At 36.3% G+C, this 22531-nt stretch carries 18 protein-coding genes, 1 pseudogene and 1 other annotated feature (1 of these 20 running past the window's edge); of the genes and pseudogenes, 15 read left to right on the forward strand and 4 right to left on the reverse strand.

Annotated elements, in window-relative coordinates; translation table 11 throughout:
• Positions 1-27: a sequence feature (sodium ion sensor (DUF1646 type); this cis-regulatory element may regulate processes involved in with the transportation of sodium ions), on the forward strand (it extends 21 nt beyond the left edge of the window).
• A gap of 165 nt (positions 28-192) precedes the next feature.
• The 9 genes and pseudogenes from AC1PU0_RS07405 to AC1PU0_RS07445 all read left to right on the forward strand — a co-directional run bounded on the left by AC1PU0_RS07405 (position 193) and on the right by AC1PU0_RS07445 (position 8877).
• Positions 193-519: a hypothetical protein gene (locus AC1PU0_RS07405; RefSeq protein ID WP_206849828.1), complete on the forward strand. Its 327-nt coding sequence runs from the start codon at positions 193-195 to the stop codon at positions 517-519.
• Positions 506-2506: a V-type ATP synthase subunit I gene (locus AC1PU0_RS07410; RefSeq protein WP_206849830.1), complete on the forward strand. Its 2001-nt coding sequence runs from the start codon at positions 506-508 to the stop codon at positions 2504-2506. The genes AC1PU0_RS07405 and AC1PU0_RS07410 overlap by 14 nt, the downstream gene beginning before the upstream one ends.
• Positions 2507-2521: 15 nt before the next feature.
• A complete protein-coding gene (locus AC1PU0_RS07415; RefSeq protein WP_010760283.1) occupies positions 2522-2995 on the forward strand; it encodes a V-type ATP synthase subunit K in 474 nt (157 codons plus the stop codon).
• Between the two features lie 13 nt (positions 2996-3008).
• Positions 3009-3590, forward strand: a complete 582-nt coding sequence (locus tag AC1PU0_RS07420) for a hypothetical protein (RefSeq protein WP_206849833.1) — start codon at positions 3009-3011, stop codon at positions 3588-3590.
• 36 nt (positions 3591-3626) lie between these two features.
• A complete protein-coding gene (locus AC1PU0_RS07425; RefSeq protein WP_206849834.1) occupies positions 3627-4628 on the forward strand; it encodes a V-type ATPase subunit in 1002 nt (333 codons plus the stop codon).
• Positions 4618-4929, forward strand: coding sequence for a V-type ATP synthase subunit F (locus AC1PU0_RS07430; RefSeq protein ID WP_069654741.1), 312 nt, complete (start codon positions 4618-4620; stop codon positions 4927-4929). The genes AC1PU0_RS07425 and AC1PU0_RS07430 overlap by 11 nt, the downstream gene beginning before the upstream one ends.
• Positions 4930-5085: 156 nt before the next feature.
• Positions 5086-6866, forward strand: a pseudogene (locus AC1PU0_RS07435) (V-type ATP synthase subunit A).
• Positions 6859-8235, forward strand: coding sequence for a V-type ATP synthase subunit B (locus tag AC1PU0_RS07440; protein ID WP_206834803.1), 1377 nt, complete (start codon positions 6859-6861; stop codon positions 8233-8235). The pseudogene AC1PU0_RS07435 and the gene AC1PU0_RS07440 overlap by 8 nt, the downstream one beginning before the upstream one ends.
• Positions 8236-8241: 6 nt before the next feature.
• The gene (locus tag AC1PU0_RS07445; protein ID WP_206849836.1) at positions 8242-8877 is read left to right on the forward strand and encodes a V-type ATP synthase subunit D; all 636 of its coding nucleotides are present in this window, start codon (positions 8242-8244) and stop codon (positions 8875-8877) included.
• Positions 8878-8923: 46 nt separating this feature from the next.
• On the opposite strand, the gene AC1PU0_RS07450 is transcribed toward AC1PU0_RS07445, so the two are convergent.
• Positions 8924-9880 (reverse strand): serine hydrolase, encoded by a 957-nt coding sequence (locus AC1PU0_RS07450; RefSeq protein WP_242596595.1) that lies wholly within the window; start codon positions 9878-9880, stop codon positions 8924-8926.
• A gap of 324 nt (positions 9881-10204) precedes the next feature.
• On the opposite strand from AC1PU0_RS07450, the gene AC1PU0_RS07455 reads away from it, so the two are divergent.
• The gene (locus AC1PU0_RS07455) at positions 10205-11740 is read left to right on the forward strand and encodes an ABC transporter permease (protein ID WP_206849837.1); all 1536 of its coding nucleotides are present in this window, start codon (positions 10205-10207) and stop codon (positions 11738-11740) included.
• 15 nt (positions 11741-11755) lie between these two features.
• Positions 11756-12415 (forward strand): ABC transporter ATP-binding protein, encoded by a 660-nt coding sequence (locus tag AC1PU0_RS07460; protein ID WP_206849838.1) that lies wholly within the window; start codon positions 11756-11758, stop codon positions 12413-12415.
• A 45-nt stretch (positions 12416-12460) separates the two neighbouring features.
• Here AC1PU0_RS07460 and AC1PU0_RS07465 read toward each other — a convergent pair whose 3' ends face one another.
• The 3 genes from AC1PU0_RS07465 to ccpN form a co-directional block, all read right to left on the reverse strand.
• The gene (locus AC1PU0_RS07465) at positions 12461-14356 is read right to left on the reverse strand and encodes a fructose-1,6-bisphosphatase (RefSeq protein ID WP_206849839.1); all 1896 of its coding nucleotides are present in this window, start codon (positions 14354-14356) and stop codon (positions 12461-12463) included.
• Between the two features lie 14 nt (positions 14357-14370).
• A complete protein-coding gene (locus AC1PU0_RS07470; protein WP_206849840.1) occupies positions 14371-15183 on the reverse strand; it encodes a pyruvate, water dikinase regulatory protein in 813 nt (270 codons plus the stop codon).
• 65 nt (positions 15184-15248) lie between these two features.
• Complete coding sequence (gene ccpN / locus AC1PU0_RS07475) at positions 15249-15884, reverse strand: transcriptional regulator CcpN (protein WP_206849841.1); 636 nt, start codon at positions 15882-15884, stop codon at positions 15249-15251.
• A 175-nt stretch (positions 15885-16059) separates the two neighbouring features.
• On the opposite strand from ccpN, the gene ppdK reads away from it, so the two are divergent.
• The 4 genes from ppdK to AC1PU0_RS07495 all read left to right on the forward strand — a co-directional run bounded on the left by ppdK (position 16060) and on the right by AC1PU0_RS07495 (position 22531).
• Positions 16060-18669, forward strand: coding sequence for a pyruvate, phosphate dikinase (gene ppdK / locus AC1PU0_RS07480; protein WP_206849843.1), 2610 nt, complete (start codon positions 16060-16062; stop codon positions 18667-18669).
• Between the two features lie 140 nt (positions 18670-18809).
• Positions 18810-19910: a serine hydrolase domain-containing protein gene (locus AC1PU0_RS07485; protein WP_479998795.1), complete on the forward strand. Its 1101-nt coding sequence runs from the start codon at positions 18810-18812 to the stop codon at positions 19908-19910.
• A gap of 91 nt (positions 19911-20001) precedes the next feature.
• The gene (lysA, locus tag AC1PU0_RS07490; protein ID WP_206849846.1) at positions 20002-21303 is read left to right on the forward strand and encodes a diaminopimelate decarboxylase; all 1302 of its coding nucleotides are present in this window, start codon (positions 20002-20004) and stop codon (positions 21301-21303) included.
• Positions 21304-21562: 259 nt separating this feature from the next.
• Complete coding sequence (locus AC1PU0_RS07495) at positions 21563-22531, forward strand: alpha/beta hydrolase (RefSeq protein ID WP_479998796.1); 969 nt, start codon at positions 21563-21565, stop codon at positions 22529-22531.

The raw sequence follows: 22531 nt of genomic DNA on the forward strand, positions 1-22531 counted from the left end.
ATCAAGTTCTTCAAGGGGTGAGAAGAACGGTTTTTTGAACTTACGTCCTTTTTTTGTCTACTCAAAAAATAAGGGAATAAGTTGTGTTCTTAAAGAGTAAAAGCACGAGTTATTCTCTTTTTATTTGTAAAAAAAAGGCTAGGTTCAATAAGTAATATGATGACTAGATCATCAAATGATAGGGGTGAAAAAATGGTTTTAGAAGCATTGGTTAGAATCCGTGAGGCTGAAGATAAAGTTGAAAAAATGAGACAAGTTGCCAAAGAAGAGCTTGGAAAATATGAGAAAAAAAAGTCAGAAGAATTTCAGAGAAGACAGGAAAAAAGTCAAGCAAAAGTGACAGCGTTACTTCACGAATTAGAAACACAACAAAATGAACAACTTCAAAAAGATAAAGAAATTTTACTAAGCGAAGCGAAAGAACAAAATCAAAATTTTAGAGCAAAATATGAAAAGAACAAAGAAGCGATTATCGATCATGTAATAGAAAGGGTGAAAAAAGTCTATGGCAGTCAATAAAATGGAAAAAATGACGATCATTGCGGCCGCTGAAAGAGAAGAAGCGATTCTCCAAGCAGTTCAAGGAATGCAAGCAATTGAGATCAAAGATTTTTTTCATTCCAATGTAGATAGCTCTTATCTAGAAAAACACTTTTCGACAACTTTTCTGGAAACAGAAGAAAGTAAAAAGAAACATTTCCAAGCCTTATTAACAGAAATTCAAGATTCATTGACATTTATTGAACGTTTTTCAGAAAGTACATCGAAAAAGAAATCAATCAAAAGACAAATCCGTACATTACATTCTTTAGAACAAGATTTTGATGAGCAGATTATAAGGAAGTATCTAAAAGAAATAACCTCACTGAAAAGTAAGCTCACACTGATTGAGACAACTAGAAAAGACTTGTTATCAAAAGAAAAATGGTTGGCTCGCTGGCAATATTTAGATATTATTCCAAAAGAAAATTCTTCTGAAAGTACAGATATTTTGCTAGGTTCGATTAGTTCAGCCAGTCAGATAGATTTTTTAGCAGATTTAGAATGTCTTTCCTCTGTTTATGTAGAAGAAATCTATCAGAGTCAAAATCACGTATATTACAGTTTGATTTATTTGAGAAGTCAATTAGCAGACTTGGATAAAATTACAAGTAGGTATAGTTTTAACCAATTTGAATATCCGTATGATATTTTACCAAATGAAGCTTATCAAAAAAATAAAGAAGAATTAGCTTCACTTGTTAAAGAAGAGCAGCAACTGAAAAGTAATTTAGCTTCTTATCGCAATCATTTAGCAGAAATATATTTAGCTGAAGAAATGACCTATGCGTTTATTAATCGAGAAGAAGCTAAGAAACATTTGTTGAATACGTCTTACTTTTTTATCATGCAAGGTTGGATTCCTGTGGATGAGAAACAGCAATTGTCTACAGCGTTACAACGAGTATTACCCAAGGAGGAAGTATATATCGCTTTTGACGAGCCAACCAATGATGAGATTCAAGCGGATATTCCAGTAAAACTGAAAAATAATTCCTTGGTAGCACCATTTGAGATGCTTACTGAGATGTATAGTTTGCCAAAATATGACGAAATCGATCCGACACCAATCATGACACCTTTTTATATGGTATTTTTCGGAATGATGGTAGCAGATATTGGATACGGTTTGTTGATGTTGTTTGGAGCATTCCTTGCGTTGAAGTTGATGGTTTTACCACGAGGAATGAAGCGCTTTGCAGATTTCTTTCTAATACTATCGTTTCCAACAATTGTTTGGGGGTTTATCTATGGATCTATTTTTGGGGCCACGTTACCGAAAGTGTTTCTAGGAATCGATTTACCATTTCCGATATTATCCACGACAGAAGACGTGAACACCATTTTAATTTTATCTGTTATTTTTGGGTTTGTTCAGCTATTGACAGGATTGATGGTCAACGGGATTGAATTGACGAAACGCAAGCGTTACTTGGAAAGTATAAGTGAGAGCTTTGCATGGCAAGGTTTGTTGGTAGGGATTTTGATTGTAGTTGTGGGTATGCTGATTTTCAGTAATGATGGTTTGGTTACAGCAGGAATTATTGTGGCAGCTATTTCAGCCTTATCAATCGTCATCGTTCCAGTTATCCAATCTAAATCAAAAGTAAAAGGATTCGCTAAAGGACTATATGGATTATATGGTTTAACTGGTTATATAGGTGATTTAGTGAGTTACACACGCTTGATGGCTTTGGGGATTTCAGGCGGAAGTATTGCAGCCGCTTTTAACATGCTAATAGCATTCATGCCACCAGCGGCGCGGTTTACAGTGGGTATCGTATTAATCATTGCCCTGCATGCATTGAATCTTTTTTTAAGTTTATTAAGTGCGTATGTTCATGGCGCACGTCTGCAGTACGTAGAGTTTTTCGGGAAATTTTATACAGGCGGTGGTCGTGCTTTCAAGCCGTTGAAAACAGAAGAGAAGTACGTAAATATTGAAAAAACAAAAGTAGAAGAATAGTGGAGGAATAATGATATGATAGATTACTTAATTAACAACAATGGTGGAATTCTTTTTGCAGTATTAGGAATGGCAATGGCGACAATTTTAGCAGGAATTGGTTCTGCTAAAGGCGTTGGATTTACAGGAGAAGCAGCGGCGGCACTAACAACAGAACAGCCAGAAAAATTCGGACAAGCCTTGATCTTACAATTATTGCCAGGGACACAAGGGTTATATGGTTTTGTAATTGCCTTTTTAATTTTTATTAACTTGAATAATGATATGACAATGGTTCAAGGGTTGGATTATTTTGTTGCATCATTGCCAATCGCATTTGCTGGTTTATTCTCTGGAATTGCACAAGGACGTGTTGCAGCAGCTGGTATTCAAATTTTAGCTAAAAAACCTGAGCACGCAACAAAAGGGATTATTTACGCTGCTATGGTTGAAACTTATGCGATTCTTGGGTTTGTTATCTCATTCTTACTTGTACTAAATGTGAAGTAAAAGGAGGAAAAACATGGATGCTATTGAAAAAATTGTCGAACAAATTCTTGAAAAAGGGCAAGCAGAAGTTTCAAAAATGAAAAAAGTTGAAATAGATCGTATTGATCGAGAGTATCAAGAACAAGAAGAAGCGCTTTTTTTACAAGAGCGCAAGCTAGTCGAAAAAAACCAGGAACAAACCAATAAATCGTTTAAACAAAAAGAGAATCGCCAACAATTAGAAATTAAGCAAGCAACACTGAACCAAAAGCAAGGCTATCTCGAACTGCTTTTTTCAGAATCTATTGAGCGAATGAATCATTGGACAGAATATGAATTTCAACATTTTGTTGAACAAATCGTCATTCAATTACCAGTTGAAGGGGAGGCTTACGTAACATTAGGTGAGTTTTCAAAAGATAAGTTGTCCGATCAATGGGTAGTAGAACACTCTAATGATAGAGTGAGGTTGCTACTGGAAAAAGATGTTATTCCAAACGATGGCGGATTTATTGTATCCAAAGAAGGCATTGAATATAACTTCTTATTTTCAAGTCTAGTTCAAGAAATTAAAAAAATGGAAAGTTTTAAAATAGCAGAATTGCTGTTTCAATAAAAGAATTTCTCCACCTTATATGATGGGAGGGTCATAATGAAAGAGACTGCATATAATCAAATTAACCCTTTGATTCGTCTTAAAGAAACAGAACTTTTAAGCAATGCCCAGTATGAACAATTAGTAAATGCGAAAAATTTAGATGAGTTAAAAGATAGTTTAAAAAATACGGTATACGCTACGTACATGACGGACGATTTTGCAGAAAATTTTGAGTATATTTATTCAAAAGAAAAAGGGAAACTTTATGAGTGGCTCTATGAAATGGCACCAGAACCAGAAGTCATCACGATTTATACGTCGAGAGCGACATTTCATAATTTAAAAGTTTTAACAAAAGCAGAGCTAACAGGTCAAAATTTAGACTATTTGTATATTGAGGATGGTCGTTTTTCGATAGAAACATTGAAAAGCGCGATTCGTACTCGTGTCTCAACTGAATTACCACAACCGTTAATGAAGGCAGTCCTTGAAGTGTTGGATTATTTTCAGGAATCTTCTACTCTTCAGGCAATCGACATCATTTATGATCGGAATTTTTTAACATTTCAACGACAATTGGCTGAAAAATTAGGGGATAAAGATATCATAGCGGAAGTTACAGCGTTTATTGATTTGACGAATATTTCAACGATGGCTAGAGGAATCCTTCAAGGGCAAAATGAAAATTTTTTGTCTACTGTATTATCTAGTTCAGGAACTATTCCAAAAGCAACCTTTTTAAAGTATACGCAAGAATCGTTAGCTGTTTTTACCGATTATGTTCTTAGCACGACATATAGCGGACTTTTAGCGCCGATTGCTTCGGCTGAAACAAAAGAATTAGACTTAATAGCATTTGAAAAAGTCAAAGATGATTATCTAACTAGTATGTATGATAAAGCTAAAATTATGGCTTTTGGCCCATTGCCTTTACTCGCATTTCTAAACGCTAAAGAAGTGGAATGGAAGAATTTACGTTTGATTCTAGTCAGTAAACGAAGTAACTTCCCAGTAGAAGTTGTTAGAGAAAGGATGCGTAGGACAGATGACATATAAAATTGGTGTTATTGGCGATAGAGATTCTGTTATGCCGCTCAAACTTTTTGGTTTTGAGGTTGTTTACGCAAGTTCACCAAAACAAGTCAGAGACACAATCGAAGCAATGGCAAAAAATAATTTTGGCGTTATTTTCATTACAGAAGATGCATCGGAATTAGCTGTTGAAACAATCGACCGTTATAAAAGTGACGTTACACCAGCAATTATCTTGATCCCAAGCCACAATGGCTCAAAAGGGATTGGTTTGAAAGAAATTCAAGATAATGTTGAGAGAGCTGTTGGGCAAAATATATTGTAAAAGTTGGAGAATTTTTTTAACTTTACATACAATCTAGCTTCGTAGGCTAGCCTTTTTAAGAAAAGCTAAAATAGTCCAATGATAAAATATATCATTAGATTTTTCTTGTCAAGGTTGATCAAGCCCGCTCAGCTTTACTGAATAGGAGGAATGATTTTGCAAACTGGTAGAATTATTAAAGTATCCGGTCCTTTGGTTATGGCTGAGAATATGTCTGATGCAAGTATTCAGGACATTTGTCATGTAGGAGAACTGGGTGTTATAGGAGAGATTATTGAGATGCGAGGAGATGTCGCGTCTATTCAAGTATATGAAGAAACAACTGGAATTGGACCTGGAGAACCTGTAGTAACGACAGGAGAAGCGTTGTCTGTTGAGCTAGCACCTGGTTTGATTTCTGAAATGTTTGATGGGATTCAGCGTCCTTTAGATACCTTTTCGGAAGTTACAGAAAGTAATTTTTTAAGCAGAGGCGTCCAGATTCCGGCGTTGGATAGAAAGAAAAAATGGTCATTTGAGCCAACTGTTTCTATTGGAGATGATGTATCCACAGGAGATGTCATTGGATTAGTACAAGAGACAAAAGTGATCCCACATAAAATCATGGTCCCATTTGGTATTAGCGGTGTTGTGAAAGACGTCAAACAAGGGGAGTTCACGATTGAAGAGACGGTTTATATTATAGAAACAGCCACTGGTGTAAAAGAATTTACAATGATGCAAAAATGGCCAGTCCGCCGCAGTCGTCCCATTTTAGAAAAATTAAATCCAGATGTACCGCTTCTTACAGGACAACGTGTTATAGATACTTTTTTCCCGGTGACAAAAGGGGGAGCGAAGCCGTTCCAGGACCTTTTGGTGCTGGAAAAACAGTCGTGCAACACCAAATTGCTAAATGGGCAGATGTTGATTTAGTTGTTTATGTTGGTTGTGGGGAACGTGGGAACGAAATGACCGATGTATTAAATGAATTTCCAGAGCTGATCGATCCGAGTACGGGGGAATCAGTGATGGAAAGAACTGTCTTGATTGCGAATACCTCTAATATGCCTGTAGCCGCACGTGAAGCATCCATCTATACAGGAATCACAATTGCGGAATACTTCCGTGATATGGGCTATTCTGTAGCTATTATGGCAGATTCCACTTCTCGTTGGGCAGAAGCATTACGCGAAATGAGCGGACGTTTGGAAGAAATGCCAGGGGATGAAGGGTATCCTGCGTACTTAGGTAGCCGTTTAGCAGAATATTATGAACGAGCTGGACAAGTGATGGCTTTAGGCAAAGATCATCGTGAAGGTAGTATTACAGCAATCAGTGCCGTTTCACCATCGGGTGGTGATATTTCCGAACCAGTCACTCAAAATACATTACGAGTTGTCAAAGTGTTCTGGGGATTAGATGCAACATTAGCTCAAAAACGTCATTTTCCATCCATAAATTGGCTTCAAAGTTACTCTTTATACGATTCAGAAGTTGGTAAATATTTAGATCAACAACTTCAAGTCAACTGGTTTGAGATGGTTACGGAAGGTATGCGTATTTTACAAGAAGAATCACAACTTGAAGAAATCGTTCGATTAGTTGGGATCGATTCACTGTCCGATAGAGATCGTTTGACATTAGAAGTCGCAAAATCGATTCGTGAAGATTATTTACAGCAAAATGCGTTTGATGACGTTGATACGTTTACCTCAAGAGAAAAACAATATAAAATGTTGTATTTGATTCTGACTTTCTACAAAGAAGGACAACATGCTTTGGATCTAGGGGCATATCTATCTGAAATCATGACTGGAACAGTTGGGTTAAGAGATCAAATTGCCAGAAGTAAATATGTACCAGAGGAACAAATCGACCAATTAGATAACTTAGTTGGTGAGATGAAGCAAACATTAAAACAAATTATTGCAGATGGAGGGATGACAAATGATTAAAGAGTATCGTACGATTAATGAAGTTGTCGGCCCCTTGATGATTGTTGAAAAAGTTGAAGGCGTCAAATATGAAGAATTGATTGAAGTTCGTATGCAAAATGGTGAAATCCGTCGTGGTCAAGTACTGGAAATTAACGGTGATAAAGCAATGGTTCAGATTTTTGAAGGAACAAGTGGTATCAATCTTCGTGATTCAAAGGTTCGTTTTTTAGGTCATCCTTTGGAATTGGGTGTTTCAGAAGATATGGTCGGGCGTATTTTTGATGGTTTAGGTCGTCCTAAGGATAATGGACCAGAAATTTTACCAGAAAAAATGGTTGATATCAATGGTGAAGTAATCAATCCAGTTGCTAGAGATTATCCAGATGAATTTATTCAAACTGGTATTTCCGCTATCGATCATTTAAATACTTTGGTTCGTGGACAAAAATTACCTGTTTTTTCAGGTTCTGGTTTGCCGCATAAAGAGTTAGCAGCTCAAATCGCTCGTCAAGCAAATGTCTTAAATAGTGATGAAGAGTTTGCCGTTGTTTTTGCAGCAATTGGTATCACATTTGAAGAAGCTGAATTTTTCATGGAAGATTTCCGTCAAACAGGTGCAATCGATCGGTCTGTAATGTTTATGAATCTAGCCAATGATCCAGCGATTGAGCGAATTGCTACGCCGAGAATGGCATTGACAGCAGCTGAATATTTAGCCTACGAAAAAGGGATGCACGTTCTTGTGATCATGACAGATATGACTAATTATTGTGAAGCGTTACGCGAAATTTCCGCTGCCCGTCGTGAAGTGCCAGGACGTCGTGGATACCCAGGTTATCTTTATACTAATTTAGCCACGTTGTATGAACGTGCTGGCCGTATTCGAGGATTGAAAGGTTCTGTGACGCAGATTCCGATTTTAACAATGCCAGAGGACGATAAAACACATCCAATTCCTGATTTAACGGGTTATATCACTGAGGGACAAATTATTTTATCTAGAGATTTATATAAGAGTGGAATCCAGCCTCCGATTGATGTGCTGCCATCTTTGTCTCGTTTAAAGGATAAAGGAACCGGTGAAGGGAAGACTCGGATCGATCATGCGCCAACGATGAATCAATTATTTGCAGCATATGCACAGGGAAAACAAGCGAAAGAACTAGCAGTTGTCCTTGGAGAATCAGCATTGTCAGAAGTAGATAAAATTTATGCAAAATTTGCGGATCGTTTTGAAAAAGAATACGTCAATCAAGGTTTTTATGCGAATCGTTCCATCAATGAAACACTCGATTTAGGTTGGGAACTATTGTCAATGCTTCCAAGAACTGAATTGAAGCGTATTAAAGATGATATGCTGGACGAGTATTTGACTGAAGGGGAGTGATCGATTATGACTCGGTTAAATGTGAATCCTACTCGAATGGAACTCTCTCGTTTAAAGAAACAACTTGGAACGGCAAGTCGTGGACACAAATTATTAAAAGATAAACAAGATGAATTGATGCGTCGGTTTATTTTACTTGTGAAAAAGAATAATAAGTTGCGAATCGATGTAGAAGAAAAGTTGACAGAAGCCTTATCTAATTTCGTGTTAGCTAATGCGACATTGAATGAAGCGTTTATCGAAGAACTTGTGGCTGTTCCAGCCGCCGATGTCACACTCGATGTGATTGAAAAAAATATTATGAGCGTAACGGTTCCAATCATGAATTTTCACTATGACGAAACAGTAGCTGAAGCACCACTAAACTATGGTTATCTGAATTCCAATGCAGAATTGGATCATGTTTTTGGTAAAATTTCGAATGTTTTGCCAAAATTGTTGGAATTAGCAGAAGTGGAAAAGACCTGTCAGTTGATGGCTGAAGAAATCGAGAAGACACGTCGTCGTGTAAATGCGTTAGAATATATGACGATTCCTCAATTAGAAGAAACAATTTACTATATTCAAATGAAATTAGAAGAAAATGAACGTAGCGAAATCACTCGTTTGATCAAGATCAAAAATATGGGTAGTAAAGCATGATAATTTAAAAATAGAGTAACGATAACAGAAGGACGTTATCGCTACTCTATTTTTTTGGGTGCTCATCCCTTTGTATATTCCACAATTGATCTGTAATGGTTGAAATAAATGAGATGCCAGCATCAGTCGGTCCGTTTGTAAACACAGTTAAAATAAACGGATGCTCCGTTTCCAAGATGCCGATGTCATGTAAGAAAGTAGCGTATGAACCGATCTTGTGTGCCACTTTACCTGATGTTGTCGGGGTATCCATACGCTCATGGAAAACGGTATTTTTCATATAATCATAAATCGTTTGATATTCTTGATTGGACGATTTCTCTTCGTATAACATTTTAAGGATTTTTGCAGCATCCTCAGAAGTAAACTTTGCATCGTCCCAATCTGTTTCTTTCTGTAAGAAGTGTGCATAAAGAGCTTTTTTAGCTTCAACATCTCCGCCGAATGTATCGTAAAGCATATTTTTAGCAATATTATCGGAATAAGTAATGTTATACTCCTGTAACGTTCTTAATGAGTAGGTTGGTTGAATGTTATTAATAATAATGCCTGTACCATCCTCATAATCCTCTTTTTCATTGAAGGTCAATTGATCGTCCCATTTTAAATCGCCATTTTGAACCTTGTCAGCAATCATCATTGCTAAAGGAACTTTGATTGTGCTCGCGCTATAGAATTCTTTTGTTCCATTGATTGAAACCTGTTTCCCTGTTGTCAAATCTACGTAAGTCATCCCGACATCTCCATTAAAACTTTTAGCAGTATCGGTCATTGTTTGTTCGATCTTATGATAAAAAGCGGTCAGTTCTGGACTGTCCTTTTCCTCAGAAGCAGGGGATTCAACTGTGGAAGCAGATGTATTTTTTATTGGAGCAGTAATTTTTTCACTCGTTTCCGTTTCGTTTGCGTAATCTACTGTATGAGTAGAAAAAAAGAACGAAACAATCAAAAAGAAACAAATAGAGAAAATCATCCCATATAGAGTCATTTTCTGCTTTTTCAAATCGCGTTCGTTCCTTTCAAAATTTTAGAATCGTCATGATTAGAACAAAGAATCATTATAGAAAATGTATCGCCTATAAATAATTTAGCTAAAAATACGACCACAACCATTTAATCACTTTTTCTATGGATTTGCAAGGTTCGTTTTAGTGGGAATGGATAAATAAAATTCTCTTTAAGGTTTGTTTAAGGTAAGGAGAATAAAGTAATACCTGTTCACGAGTACTTTCAAATGGAAGCATGTAAGAAACAAAGCATAAGCTTGAAAGTCTCTGTTATAGTCAAACAGGCTATTTTACCTATATTTAAGGAGGAATTAAAGTCCATGAATTTTATCAAACGTGCAATGTTAAGTATGAAGACAAAGAAAGGGCGAACATTTCTATTATGTGCTGTCTTTTCAGCTATTTTGATTTTTGTTTTAGCTGGTTTAACGATTCAAAGTGCAGCTTTGACTGCAACAGAAAATGCTAAAAAAAGTGTAGGTGCAACAGTTACTTTGTCAGCTAATCGAGAAGCGGCAATGAAAAAAAGCCAAGAAGGGACCACAGGGGAAAAACCAAATCCAGGTAGTTTTAGTTTAACACCCGTTTCTTTAACTCAAGCACAAAAGATAGCTAATTTGACTAATGTTAAATCGTATTCATTTTTATCTTCATCTTCTGCAGGAGCAGGAGAGGGCATTACCCCAATTTCTACTGAATCCGACAGTGAAATTATAACATCATCGGCAGACAGTAATGATCAAACGAACAGTGAAGTTGAAGGTGCACCTCAAGCTGGTGAACGAATGGGTGGAGGACCAACGTCTGACATGAATGAAAGTGATTTTCAGGTAAGTGGTGTTATGAATTTGTCAATGACAAGTAACTTTTCTGATGCTACCTCTGAAATGACTAGCGGTGAAGCGATCAATGATTCAGACAAAGACACAAATAATGTGGTGATCGAGCAAACTTTAGCTGATGCAAATGAGCTAAAAGTCGGTGACACATTTAAGGTGACAGATCCAGAAAATAATACAAAAACGTATGAAGTAAAGATTAAAGGGATTTATAAAACTACTGAAAATGGTGACAGTATGGGGATGATGTTTAATTTTTTAAATCCAGCCAATACGTTGTATACATCTTATACATTTGCGAATACTTTAAAAGGTGATGATGCAAAAGACACCATTGACTCAGCTTCGTACACATTAGACGATCCAAAACAAATGGATACGTTTGTTAAAGCTGCAGAAAAAGTGATCGATACAGAAAGTTATAGTCTGCAAACAAATGATCAAGCCTACCAACAAATGCTACAACCGTTAAACAATGTTGCGAGCTTTGCCAAAAATATTGTTATTTTAGTTGCTGTAGCTGGCGTTATTATATTGACGTTGATCGTGATGATGACAATTAGAGAACGACGTTATGAAATCGGCGTATTATTATCACTTGGAGAATCTCGATTCAAGGTTGTTTTACAATTTTTTAGCGAAATCATTATTTGTATGTTTGTCGCGCTAGTAATTGCAACCTTTAGCGGAAATATTGTAGGAAATGTAGTTGGTGAGCAGTTGATCAACCAACAAACAGAATCGGTTCAACAATCTGTAAATAATCAAGGCCGACCAACTGAAAAAGGTGGTAGAGGCAGTGAACAAAGACAAGGAGGACCAGCTGCCGGTGGTATGAGTAGAATGGGTGCTAGTTCCGCAGAAGCAGCGAAAGCAATCGAAGAATTAAAGATTTCTGTTCAACCAAAAGAAATCGCAACATTAGCTGGATTAGGATTGTTAATCAGTTTCTTCTCGATTGTATTGTCATCTATTGGAATTTTAAGACTACAGCCTAAAAAAATCTTAACCACATAGAAAAGAGGGAATGGAATGTTACAAACAAAAGACGTAGGATATTGGTATAAAAATGAAGATGAATTTCTCTATAAGAATGTAAATTTAGAATTTCAACGTGGAAAGATGTATGCTATTTTAGGAGCAAGTGGGTCTGGCAAGACAACATTTCTTTCATTAATAGCAGGATTAGACGTGCCTAAGACAGGAACAATTCTTTACAACGGAGATGCGCTCACCAAAATCGGTTTAAGAAACTATCGAAAAAGCGATGTATCAATTATATTTCAAGCATATAATCTATTGCCTTATATGTCAGCATTAGATAATGTTTTAACTGCAATGGCGATTTCTAGCTCAAAACAAGATGATAAGAGAACGTATGCGTTGGAAAATTTAGCTAATGTAGGGATTGATGAAATACTTGCTAAGAAGAATGTGAATCAGCTCTCTGGAGGTCAACAGCAACGTGTAGCGATCGTTAGAGCACTATGTTGTGATCATGAACTTATTGTAGCGGATGAGCCGACTGGTAATTTAGATGAAAAGACGTCAAAAGATATTGTTCAGTTATTTCAAAAAGTAGCGCATGATCAAAAAAAATGTATTATTATCGTGACGCATGAACAAGAAGTAGCAAAAGCATGTGATGAAGTCTATGAATTAAAGAATCAAGCTTTTGAATTGATCGAGTAAAAATAAGAACTAAAGTGTAAATCAATACGCTTTAGTTCTTATTTTTTATTTAGAAGGAGAAAGTTTATTATGACTTAATTGTTGGTTTAGTTTTCTAGTTTCATTGATTAGTGATAGACCAATCGTGGTATCTTTTACTTTTAATCGCGTTAATTGGCGATCAACAATTTGCCGTGTAGAAATGATATCATCGTTGTTTTCAATCGTTGTTTTTTTATCGGAAAAAGGTTTATGAGCAGCTAGTTGCATACCAAAAGAATTATATAAAAGAGTATAGCCGCCAATTCCCGTTATTTTTTGATAGGATTTTGAAAAGCCACCATCTATAACAATCATTTTACCAGCGGCTTTGATTGGAGATTCTCCTTTGATCAGTTTAACGGGAGTATGTCCATTTATGATATGTGCATCTGAATCAGTAATAGAAAAGGCTTTTAAAATACGTTGACATACTTCAGCGTTATTTCTTAGGTCATAGTAAGAATTCTTTTCTTCCACATGGGTTTCACTATCTTCGATAAAATAACGTTCAAAGGTCTTCATCGCTTTTTTTCCAAAGAGAGAAGAACTTTCACCGCACCACAGGTACCAAACAATATCAGTTGAAAAATCTTCACTTTTCCACGGTTCTTCAAAAGCTTGTCTGATATTTACCTCAAAGAAATCGAGTAAGCTTTTGCCAGCATAGCATTTTCCGTTAAAGACCATAGATTGAAACGTGCTATCTTTATTTAGGGGAATACAACCGTGAATCAATAAATTGTGATTGTACGAAAGGTAAAGCGAGCCTTTTTCAACAAGAAAAGTCATCTGTTGCTTCAACTTTTTAGCGTGTTGAAATTGGTCCATTAGATCGTTTACAATCATTTCTTCTTCCTCAGATAATTGATAAGGATCACACCAATCAATTGTTTGAAAACAGGAATTGACTAACTTGTAGGGTTGACCATCAACTAATATCTGATTATCAGATATTTTATCTAAGAGCAAACGGTGATCCATTTGAAATTCTGGGCGACGTTTGATCAGTTGACCTTCAAGTTTCTCTTGAATGATCGCCATAGATTGTTGAATTTTCATAGCATCAGTTACTTCTGAAATTCTAAGTTTCCTATAAGGATTTTTCTTAGGCATAAATTGACTATTGTCCAGATATGTTTTGCGACTGTATGATTTTAGCAAATTCAAATCAATCCCATAGGCATCCTCTAGAAGGTCAAGATTACCATAGCGAGCACAAATACGTAAGACATTGGCCAAACAAGCTTTTGAACCACTCATGGCGCCTAGCCAGATGATATCATGATTTCCCCATTGAATATCAAGAGAATGATATCCAATCAAAGTGTCCATGATTTTATCAGGATATGGTCCCCGATCAAAAATATCTCCGATTACATGAAGATGGTCGATCACAAAGCGCTGAGTTAGATAAGCTAGATCTGTTATAAATCGTTCCCCTTCACCAAGGTCAATGATTTTTTGAATGATTTGTTTGTAGTATGCCTTTTTATTGGTGTTTTCATCATATTGATAAATCAATTCCTCTAAAATATATGCATAAGTTTGAGGCAATGCTTTGCGAACTTTAGAGCGAGTGTATTTACTTGATGAAAAACGAACAACAATCAAAAGATGGTTAATGGTTTCAAACCACCAATTGTCAGAGAGTGACTGCTGAACTGTCAAAGACTGAATTTTTTCTTCAGGATAATAAATCAAAAAACACAATTCATCTATTTGCTCCTCTGAAAGCACTTGATTAAAAAGAGTTGTAACCTTGTCACGAATACTCCCAGAGCCATTTCTTAAAATATGGTTGAACGCTTCAAATTCTCCATGAAGGTCACTGATAAAATGTTCAGTTCCTTTGGGTAAATTCAAAATAGCTTCTAAATTTATAATTTCAGCAATTAGTTCATTAGAGCGAGCGTTATTCATAGTGGGACTCCTTGTTATTTATTTTGGGTTAAGTCTTCGATGATGGTTGTTGTTTCTTCAATCGATTTCTTATCAACATTTATCACAAGAGCGTTGTATTTTTCGAAAATGCTAGTAGCATAGTCTAGTTCTTCTTGAATTCGATCGGCATTCGTGTAGGCTGAATCTTCTTTTAAGCCTAATGAATGTAAACGAGATTTACGGATGTTCATCAAACTATCAATACTAGTTGTTAAACCAATGATTTTTTTAGGATTGATTTGATCCAATTCAGCTGGTAAAGGAACTTCTGGAATCAATGGTAAATTGGCAACTTTATGATTTCGGTTAGCCATGTACATGCTTAATGGTGTTTTAGACGTACGAGAAACACCCAATAATACATAATCAGCTTCTAAAAAGCCCTTTGAATCTTTGCCATCATCGTATCTGACTGCAAATTCGATGGCTGAAACTCGGCTGAAATATTGCTCGTTCAATTTATGGATGGCACCTGGTTCTTGTAATGGTTGAATGCCAAACGTTCCTTCCACAATCTCACTTAGTGGGCTCATGTAATCGACAAACTGTAATCCAGTTCGTTGAGCAAAGTCTTTGACTAAATGTACTAGTTTTTTATTCACTAATGTCGTAACAACAACAGCTTTGTCATGTAAAGCATCTCTCAAAATAGGTTTCAATAATTCTTCATCTGTGATAAATGGAAAACGTTGAATATCGCTCATATCAATACTCGGGTACTGAGCTGAGACGGCTGAAATGATTTTTTGAGCCGTTTCTCCAACTGAATCTGATACTAAATAAATATTGATTTTGTCTTTTTGCATGTATGCACTCTCCTAATTTTTGAGGTTTGATACGTGAGTATTTTTTATTTCATTCTCACAGATCATCAATAGTTTTCTTTTTCAATATCGTTGCCAGCATGAATAAAGTAAGACATTATTCTAGTTTTTGTCACTTTTCCTATGACTTTCTTCGGTTGATTGGTTTCAACAACGGGTATGGTGTCGATATTGTGTTGCATCAAAAGACTACCGGCTTCTAAAATCGTGCGATCACGATGGATCGTGATGATGTTTGGCATGCGACTCATAATCATCGCAACGGGTGTCTTTTCAGTATTAGGATTACTAATAGCAGCACGTAGTAAGTCTTTACGTGATAGAACACCATTCAATTCATCATTGTCATCTTTAACATATAATGAACCAACATCGTACATAAATAAATTTGTGACAGCGTCATAAACCGTTGTACTTTGATGGATAAGTATTGGCGGCAGCATAATATCTTCGACTGTTTTTTTGTAGAGTCTTTCATAAAGTAAGGGCTCAATTGCCTGACCCGTATAAAAATAACCAACTTTTGGTCTAGCATCAAGCAAACCAGTCATCGTCAAAATAGCTAAATCACTTCGCAGGGTTGCTCGGCTTAAACCAAGTGTTTTTGCAATATTATCACCACTGATTGGTTCATTTTCCTTAACGATCTTGATGATCTCCAATTGTCTTGAGGTAAGTTTCATTTTATCGACCTACTTTCTTAATATGACACACTAATTATTATATATTTCTTATAAAAATAAAGCAACAATAAAAATAAGCCATACTAATACAAGTTGACAATGAATAATACACACTATATAATCGTTTTTAAGTTAAATATGATACACTATAAAACGCAAAAAGGAGAAGTTTTTTATGAGATATGTAATTGATTTTTCAGAGGGTAGTAAAGAACAAGCCGATTTATTAGGAGGTAAGGGGGCAAATTTAGCTGAAATGACAAAAATGAATCTCCCGGTTCCAACAGGATTTACGATCACAACTGAAGCTTGTTTAGAGTACTTAAAAAAGAAGGAAACGAAGTCAAAGGATATTCACTCAGAAATACGTCAACATGTTTTGAGTATGGAGGAACGAACGAAGAAGAGATTAGGCGACTCTTCAGAACCCTTGTTAGTTTCTGTGAGAAGTGGTTCAAAATTCTCAATGCCTGGTATGATGGACACTATTTTGAATTTAGGGTTAAATGATCAAACGGTTTTAGGATTAAGTCAAAAAACAGATGATAGTCGTTTTGCTTTTGATTGTTATCGGAGACTTCTTCAAATGTATGGTGACGTCGTTTGCGGGATCGATAAAAATCGCTTTGATCAACAGCTTGAATTTTACAAAGAAAAAAAAGGATACCTATTAGACACTGAGATGCAAGCGAAAGATTGGCAAAAATTGGTAGCGGTGTATAAAAATATTTTTCTTGAGGTAACACATCAAGCATTCCCACAAGATCCATACGAGCAATTAATGTCAGCTGTGGAAGCTGTTTTTCGTTCATGGGATAACCGTAGAGCGGTTACTTACCGTCGTTTACACAATATATCTGATTCATTGGGAACGGCAGTCAATATTCAAGAGATGGTTTTTGGCAATTTTGGTGTCAAAAGTGGGACAGGTGTTGCATTCACTAGAAATCCTGCAACAGGAGAGAAAGGAATTTTCGGTGAATTTTTATTAAATGCCCAAGGAGAAGATGTCGTTGCCGGTATACGAACACCTAAACCGATCAGTGCACTTGAAACGTTGATGCCAGATGTTTATCAAGAATTTTTAACGTTGAGCCATTTGCTGGAAAGTCATTACAAAGATATGCAAGATATCGAATTTACGATAGAGAATGGGCAGCTGTATCTTTTGCAAACTAGAACTGGAAAACGAACGGCTAAATCCGCGTTTAAAATCTGTATTCAGTTAGTTGAAGAAGGCATAATATCAAAAAATGAAGCGATCAAACGAATTAATCCAACGATGATCACTCGGTTACTTCATCCTGTTTTTGAACCAAATGAATTAAAAAATGCGGTGGTTTTTGCGAAAGGGTTACCTGCCAGCCCAGGTGCTGCTAATGGGGCTGTTTATTTTACAGCAGAACAAGCAAAAAAAGCGAGCGAACAAGGTGAAAAAGTTATTTTGATCCGTCAAGAAACCTCTCCTGAAGACATTGAAGGTATGGTGGTAAGTGAAGCAATCGTGACTTCTAGAGGTGGAATGACTTCTCATGCGGCTGTCGTAGCCAGAGGAATGGGGGTTTGTTGTGTTGTTGGGTGTGAAGAAGTCTATGTAGATGAGTTTTTAACACAAGCAAGAGTAGGCGATGTTTTAGTCCGTCAAGGAGATACCATTTCAGTCGATGGAACAACAGGAACCATCTATCTTGGTAGCATTCCGTACATTGAAGGGGATGAATGGCAGTTATTAAAAACAGTCACGAACTGGGCAAAAGAAGGAGCAAGTATCGATGTTAAGGCGAATGCAGAAACGCCAACCGACATTGAAACAGCCCTGAAATTAGGTGCACATGGAATTGGTTTAGTAAGAACAGAGCATATGTTTTTCGGAGAAGGAAGAATAGGTGAAATGCGTAAAATGATTCTTGCGGAAAATAAGCAAGCACTGCTGTCTCCTTTAGAGCGACTTAAAGAATTTCAAAAAAATGATTTTCGTGCAATGTTTACTGTATTGAAAGAAAAATCTTGCACGATCCGCTTGCTAGATCCACCGTTGCATGAATTTTTACCACAGACAGAAGAAGACATCCTTCATTTAGCAAATGCAACACAACGCACAACCAGTGAAATTAAGCATCGTATTGAAGAACTACACGAGCAAAATCCTATGCTTGGACATCGTGGTTGTCGTTTAGCTATTACAACCCCTGAAATCTATGAAATGCAGGTAGCGGCCATTATTGAAAGCGCAATAGAAGTTAGTCAAAAAGATGCAACACTAAATATTGCACCAGAAATCATGATTCCTCTAATCGGTAGTAAAGAAGAGCTAGCATTTCTAAGAAAGCACTTAGAGCAAACCATCCAAACGATTTTTGCCAAAATGGACCAAATTATTCCGTATAAAATTGGGACGATGCTAGAGATACCTAGAGCTTGTTTAACAGCTGGAAAAATAGCTGAAGTTTCTGATTTTTTCAGCTTTGGAACGAATGATTTAACGCAATTGACATATGGTTTTTCACGTGATGATTCTGGTAAATTTATCGGAGTCTATCAAGATAAATTGTTAGTAAAAGAAGATCCGTTTCAGCACATCGATGAAGAAGGCGTGGGTACCTTGATGAAAATGGCTGTAGATAAAATTAGAGCGTTTGATCCGACGATTAAAATCGGCGTCTGTGGTGAAGTAGGCGGAGACCCTCAAACGATTCACTTTTTGAAAAAAATGGGTGTAGATTATATCTCTTGTTCACCATATAGGATTCCAGCTGCAATATTGACGATTGCGCAAGAACTATAAAAAAAGGGAAGGGCTAAGATGACTTTTAAAGCGGTTGTTTTAGTCCTTTTTTAATTCTTTTTTCTTAGGAGTCTGCTTTTTTTTCAGTAGATGGTATAATTTATTGAACGTGGCTCAAGAAAGAAGGGAACGAGATGGGAATGCGGTGGAAATGGTCCATTGCAGGAGGGGTGATTTTATTACTTATGCTCCTGTTAGCGAGTTGGTATTTTAATAAAGAAAATCGTGTTTTTGTAAATCATTTATCAGAAAAGCAACAACTGAATCAAAAAGACGATATTGCGAGCTCTGACAATAAAAATAAAATCGATCAGATAATCAATGAAACTCATTTTCAAGGTTCGGCTTTGCTTGTCAAAAAAGATCAGATTTTTTATCAACAAAGTTACGGATATGCAGATGCACAGAATAAGCGTCCAAATCAAAAAGATGGTATTTTTCCAATTGCTTCTTTACAGAAAATAATCACAGGCGCGCTTATTTTAGAGTTGGTGAAAGAAGGAAAACTTACATTAGATACTACTTTAGATCGTTTTTATCCGGAAATCATGTCAAGTCAGACAATTACAATTCAGCAATTGCTTGATCACAATTCAGGTATTAGTATGGCAGAAGAAGAACCTGAAACGCTTTTGATCAATCAGGAAACCCAGATAAATCATGTTTTAGCAACTTTGATTGTGGTAGAAAGTAAAGAGTTTCATTACACTAATAGTAACTATACCTTGCTTGCTGGCATTATTTCCAACGTAACAGGACAACCCTATGACCAAGTTGTGCAAAAAAGAGTAATCGATAATTTGTCATTGAAACATACTTATTTTTGGGATGATTTACCAAAAAAAGAAACAATACCGATTCCTTATTTTTATAGAGAGAAGGATTACCAAGCGGATCCTTCACCTGCAAATGAAAAATTATTTTCTAGTTTGTTAGGTGCTGGTAATATGTATATGTCAACGAAAGACTTTTGGGTCTTTCTTCAAAGTTTAACCAATGGGAAACTTTTTGACCAAGATGAATATGAGCAACTTGCAAATGTTAAGGCGCAAGGGTATCAGTCAGGGATGATCTATTTTGATGGCCTGAAATATTCAGAAGGTAGTTTAGGTGGTTATGGAACAATTATTTACGGCGATCAGGGGAATAAAAATCTGGTCATTCTTTTTGGAAATCAACCGGCAAAAGATGGGATGAAAGGGTTAGGGGAAGAGCTATATAAACAATTACTAAAAATGTAGGTTACCTTTTGAGAAATGAGTGAAAAAGAGATAGGAAGTTTTTCATTTTTATGCTATTATTTTTAATAAATCCATTGAAGAAGGTGAAGAGATGCCACTATTAGTTGGAACGGCAGAATTTAACGAACAAGAGCATTTAACGATTGGTGGATGTGATACCGTTCGTTTAGCTGAGAAATATGGAACGCCATTATTTGTCTATGATGTTGCCCATATTCGAGAACGTGCAAGAGGGTTTAAAAAAACGTTTAACTCTTTAGGCGTAAAAAATAAGGTTATATACGCAAGTAAAGCATTTTGCTGTTTAGCAATGTATAAACTTTTAGAAGAAGAAGAACTTGGGTGTGATGTGGTTTCTGCTGGAGAAATCTTTACGGCGATTAAGGGTGGTATGTCACCTAAGAATATAGAATTTCATGGAAATAATAAGACTAAAGAAGAACTACTCTATGCAGTTGAACAAGGTGTAGGGATGATCATTATTGATAATTTTTATGAAATTGAGCTATTAAGTGCTATTTTAAAAGAAACTGGGAAGAAACAACACGTCATGTTTCGTATTACACCAGGTGTAGATGCCGAAACGCATGAATATATCTTAACTGGACAAGAAGATTCTAAATTTGGTTTCGATGTAAATAGTGGACAAGCAACTCAAGCACTAGAAAAAATTTTGGCTGATGAGCGTTTAATTTTAAAAGGAGCTCATTGTCATATAGGTTCACAAATTTTTTCTGCTGAAGGGTTTTTAGCTGCTGTTGAAAAAATGTTACTCATCTTAAATGACTGGAAAAAAGCATTTAACTATACGGTCGATGTTTTAAATATGGGTGGTGGTTTTGGTGTGCAGTATACAGAAGCAGATGATCCACTAGAACCAGAAGTATTTGTTAAAGCTATCGTCAATGCAGTAAAAGGGCAGTGCGAATTGTTAGATTATACATTTCCTGAAATCTGGATTGAACCTGGTCGGAGCATTATCGCCGAAGCAGGCACAACGATTTATACAGTTGGCTCACAAAAAGTCATTCCAGATGTACGTCACTATGTATCAGTAGATGGTGGAATGGGGGATAATATTCGTCCTGCTTTATACGATGCAATTTATGATGGATTTTTAGCAAACAGAATTAGTAAAGAGACGCCAGAAGAAATGAGAATTGTCGGTAAATATTGTGAATCGGGAGATATTTTAATTAAAACTATCGAGTTGCCTCCTCTAAAACCAGAAGATTTATTTGCTATGACAAGCACAGGGGCATATGGTTACTCAATGGCAAATAATTATAATCGTAATCTAAAACCTGCTGTTGTTTTTGTGGAAAACGGTCAAGATAAACTCGTGATTCGTCGCGAAACGTATGAAGATTTGATTGCATTGGATTGCGAATAATAAGAATTTTAAGAGGTTGGGACAACGTGTTCATTTTCAATCCATTTCTAGGTGCTAAAGCATTAAGAATTTGATGTGATAGAAGCAAAGCACGGTAGTTGCTTCTGCTTCCACTGTTTGTCCGGATTCCTTAGGTGTAGGGTGTGACTCATAGAGTCATATCCTACACCTTTTTTGTTTTGAGTACATTCATACTCTTTTTCTTAAATAAGAGTATAATTAAATAAGGAATTAAATTTTCAGAATAGAGGTGTCTCGTTTGGTATGGATTGTATTGATTCTAGTTGTTTTTGCGATTTTGATTATTGGAATTTCAATTTACGCAGCGAATTTTTTCTTAAATGTAGCACTTTTTAGACATAACAATTGGTATGTCAAGACAGGGCATAAAATGATGAATCCAGATAATTTTAATAAAGGAAAATCTCATTATGACCTTACTGAAGAGAAACAAAAGCAGCAAGGGGACATATTTTGGCAACAATCATTTGCAAAAGATCATTGGATAGAAACAGACGGAGAGAAACTATATAGTCGCTTGATCATTCCGCATCCTGAAAGTAAAAAATGGGTAATCTGTGTTCATGGTTATCGTTCGTTTGGACAGCGCGATATGGCCTATGTTGCCTCTAAGTTTTCAGAGCAACAATATAATATTTTGGTTCCTGATTTAAGAGCACATGGCAAAAGCACAGGAAATATCATTGGAATGGGGTGGCTTGATCGTTTAGACTTATTAAAATGGGTTCAAGAAGTGATTGCATTTGAACCGACAGCAGAGATTGTGTTGTTTGGCGGTTCGATGGGGGCCTCAACAGTGATGATGACAAGTGGAGAATCTTTGCCAAAAAATATAAAAGGACTAGTGGTAGATTGTGGGTATTCCTCGGTGTATAGCGAGTTTGGTGCTATGTTACGATCGGCATTTAAATTACCCGCATTTCCGATTTTGACAATTGCCAATGTATTAGCAAAAAAGAAAGTAGGCTATTCACTTAAAGAAGCTTCTTCTGTCGCGCAGTTGGCTAAGAATCAGTTGCCGATATTATTTATTCATGGTACTGGGGACAAGTTTGTTCCTCATCAAATGCTCTATGAAAATATGGAGGCAACTACAGGGGTGAAGGAAAGTTTGATTATTGAAAAAGCGCCGCATTTGTCTTCTTTTATCTATGAACCAGAACATTATTTTGCGACTGTTTTTGAATTTATTCATCGTTATTGTTAG

The sequence above is a fragment of the Enterococcus sp. XAF26B05_ASV22 genome, from assembly GCF_056727285.1.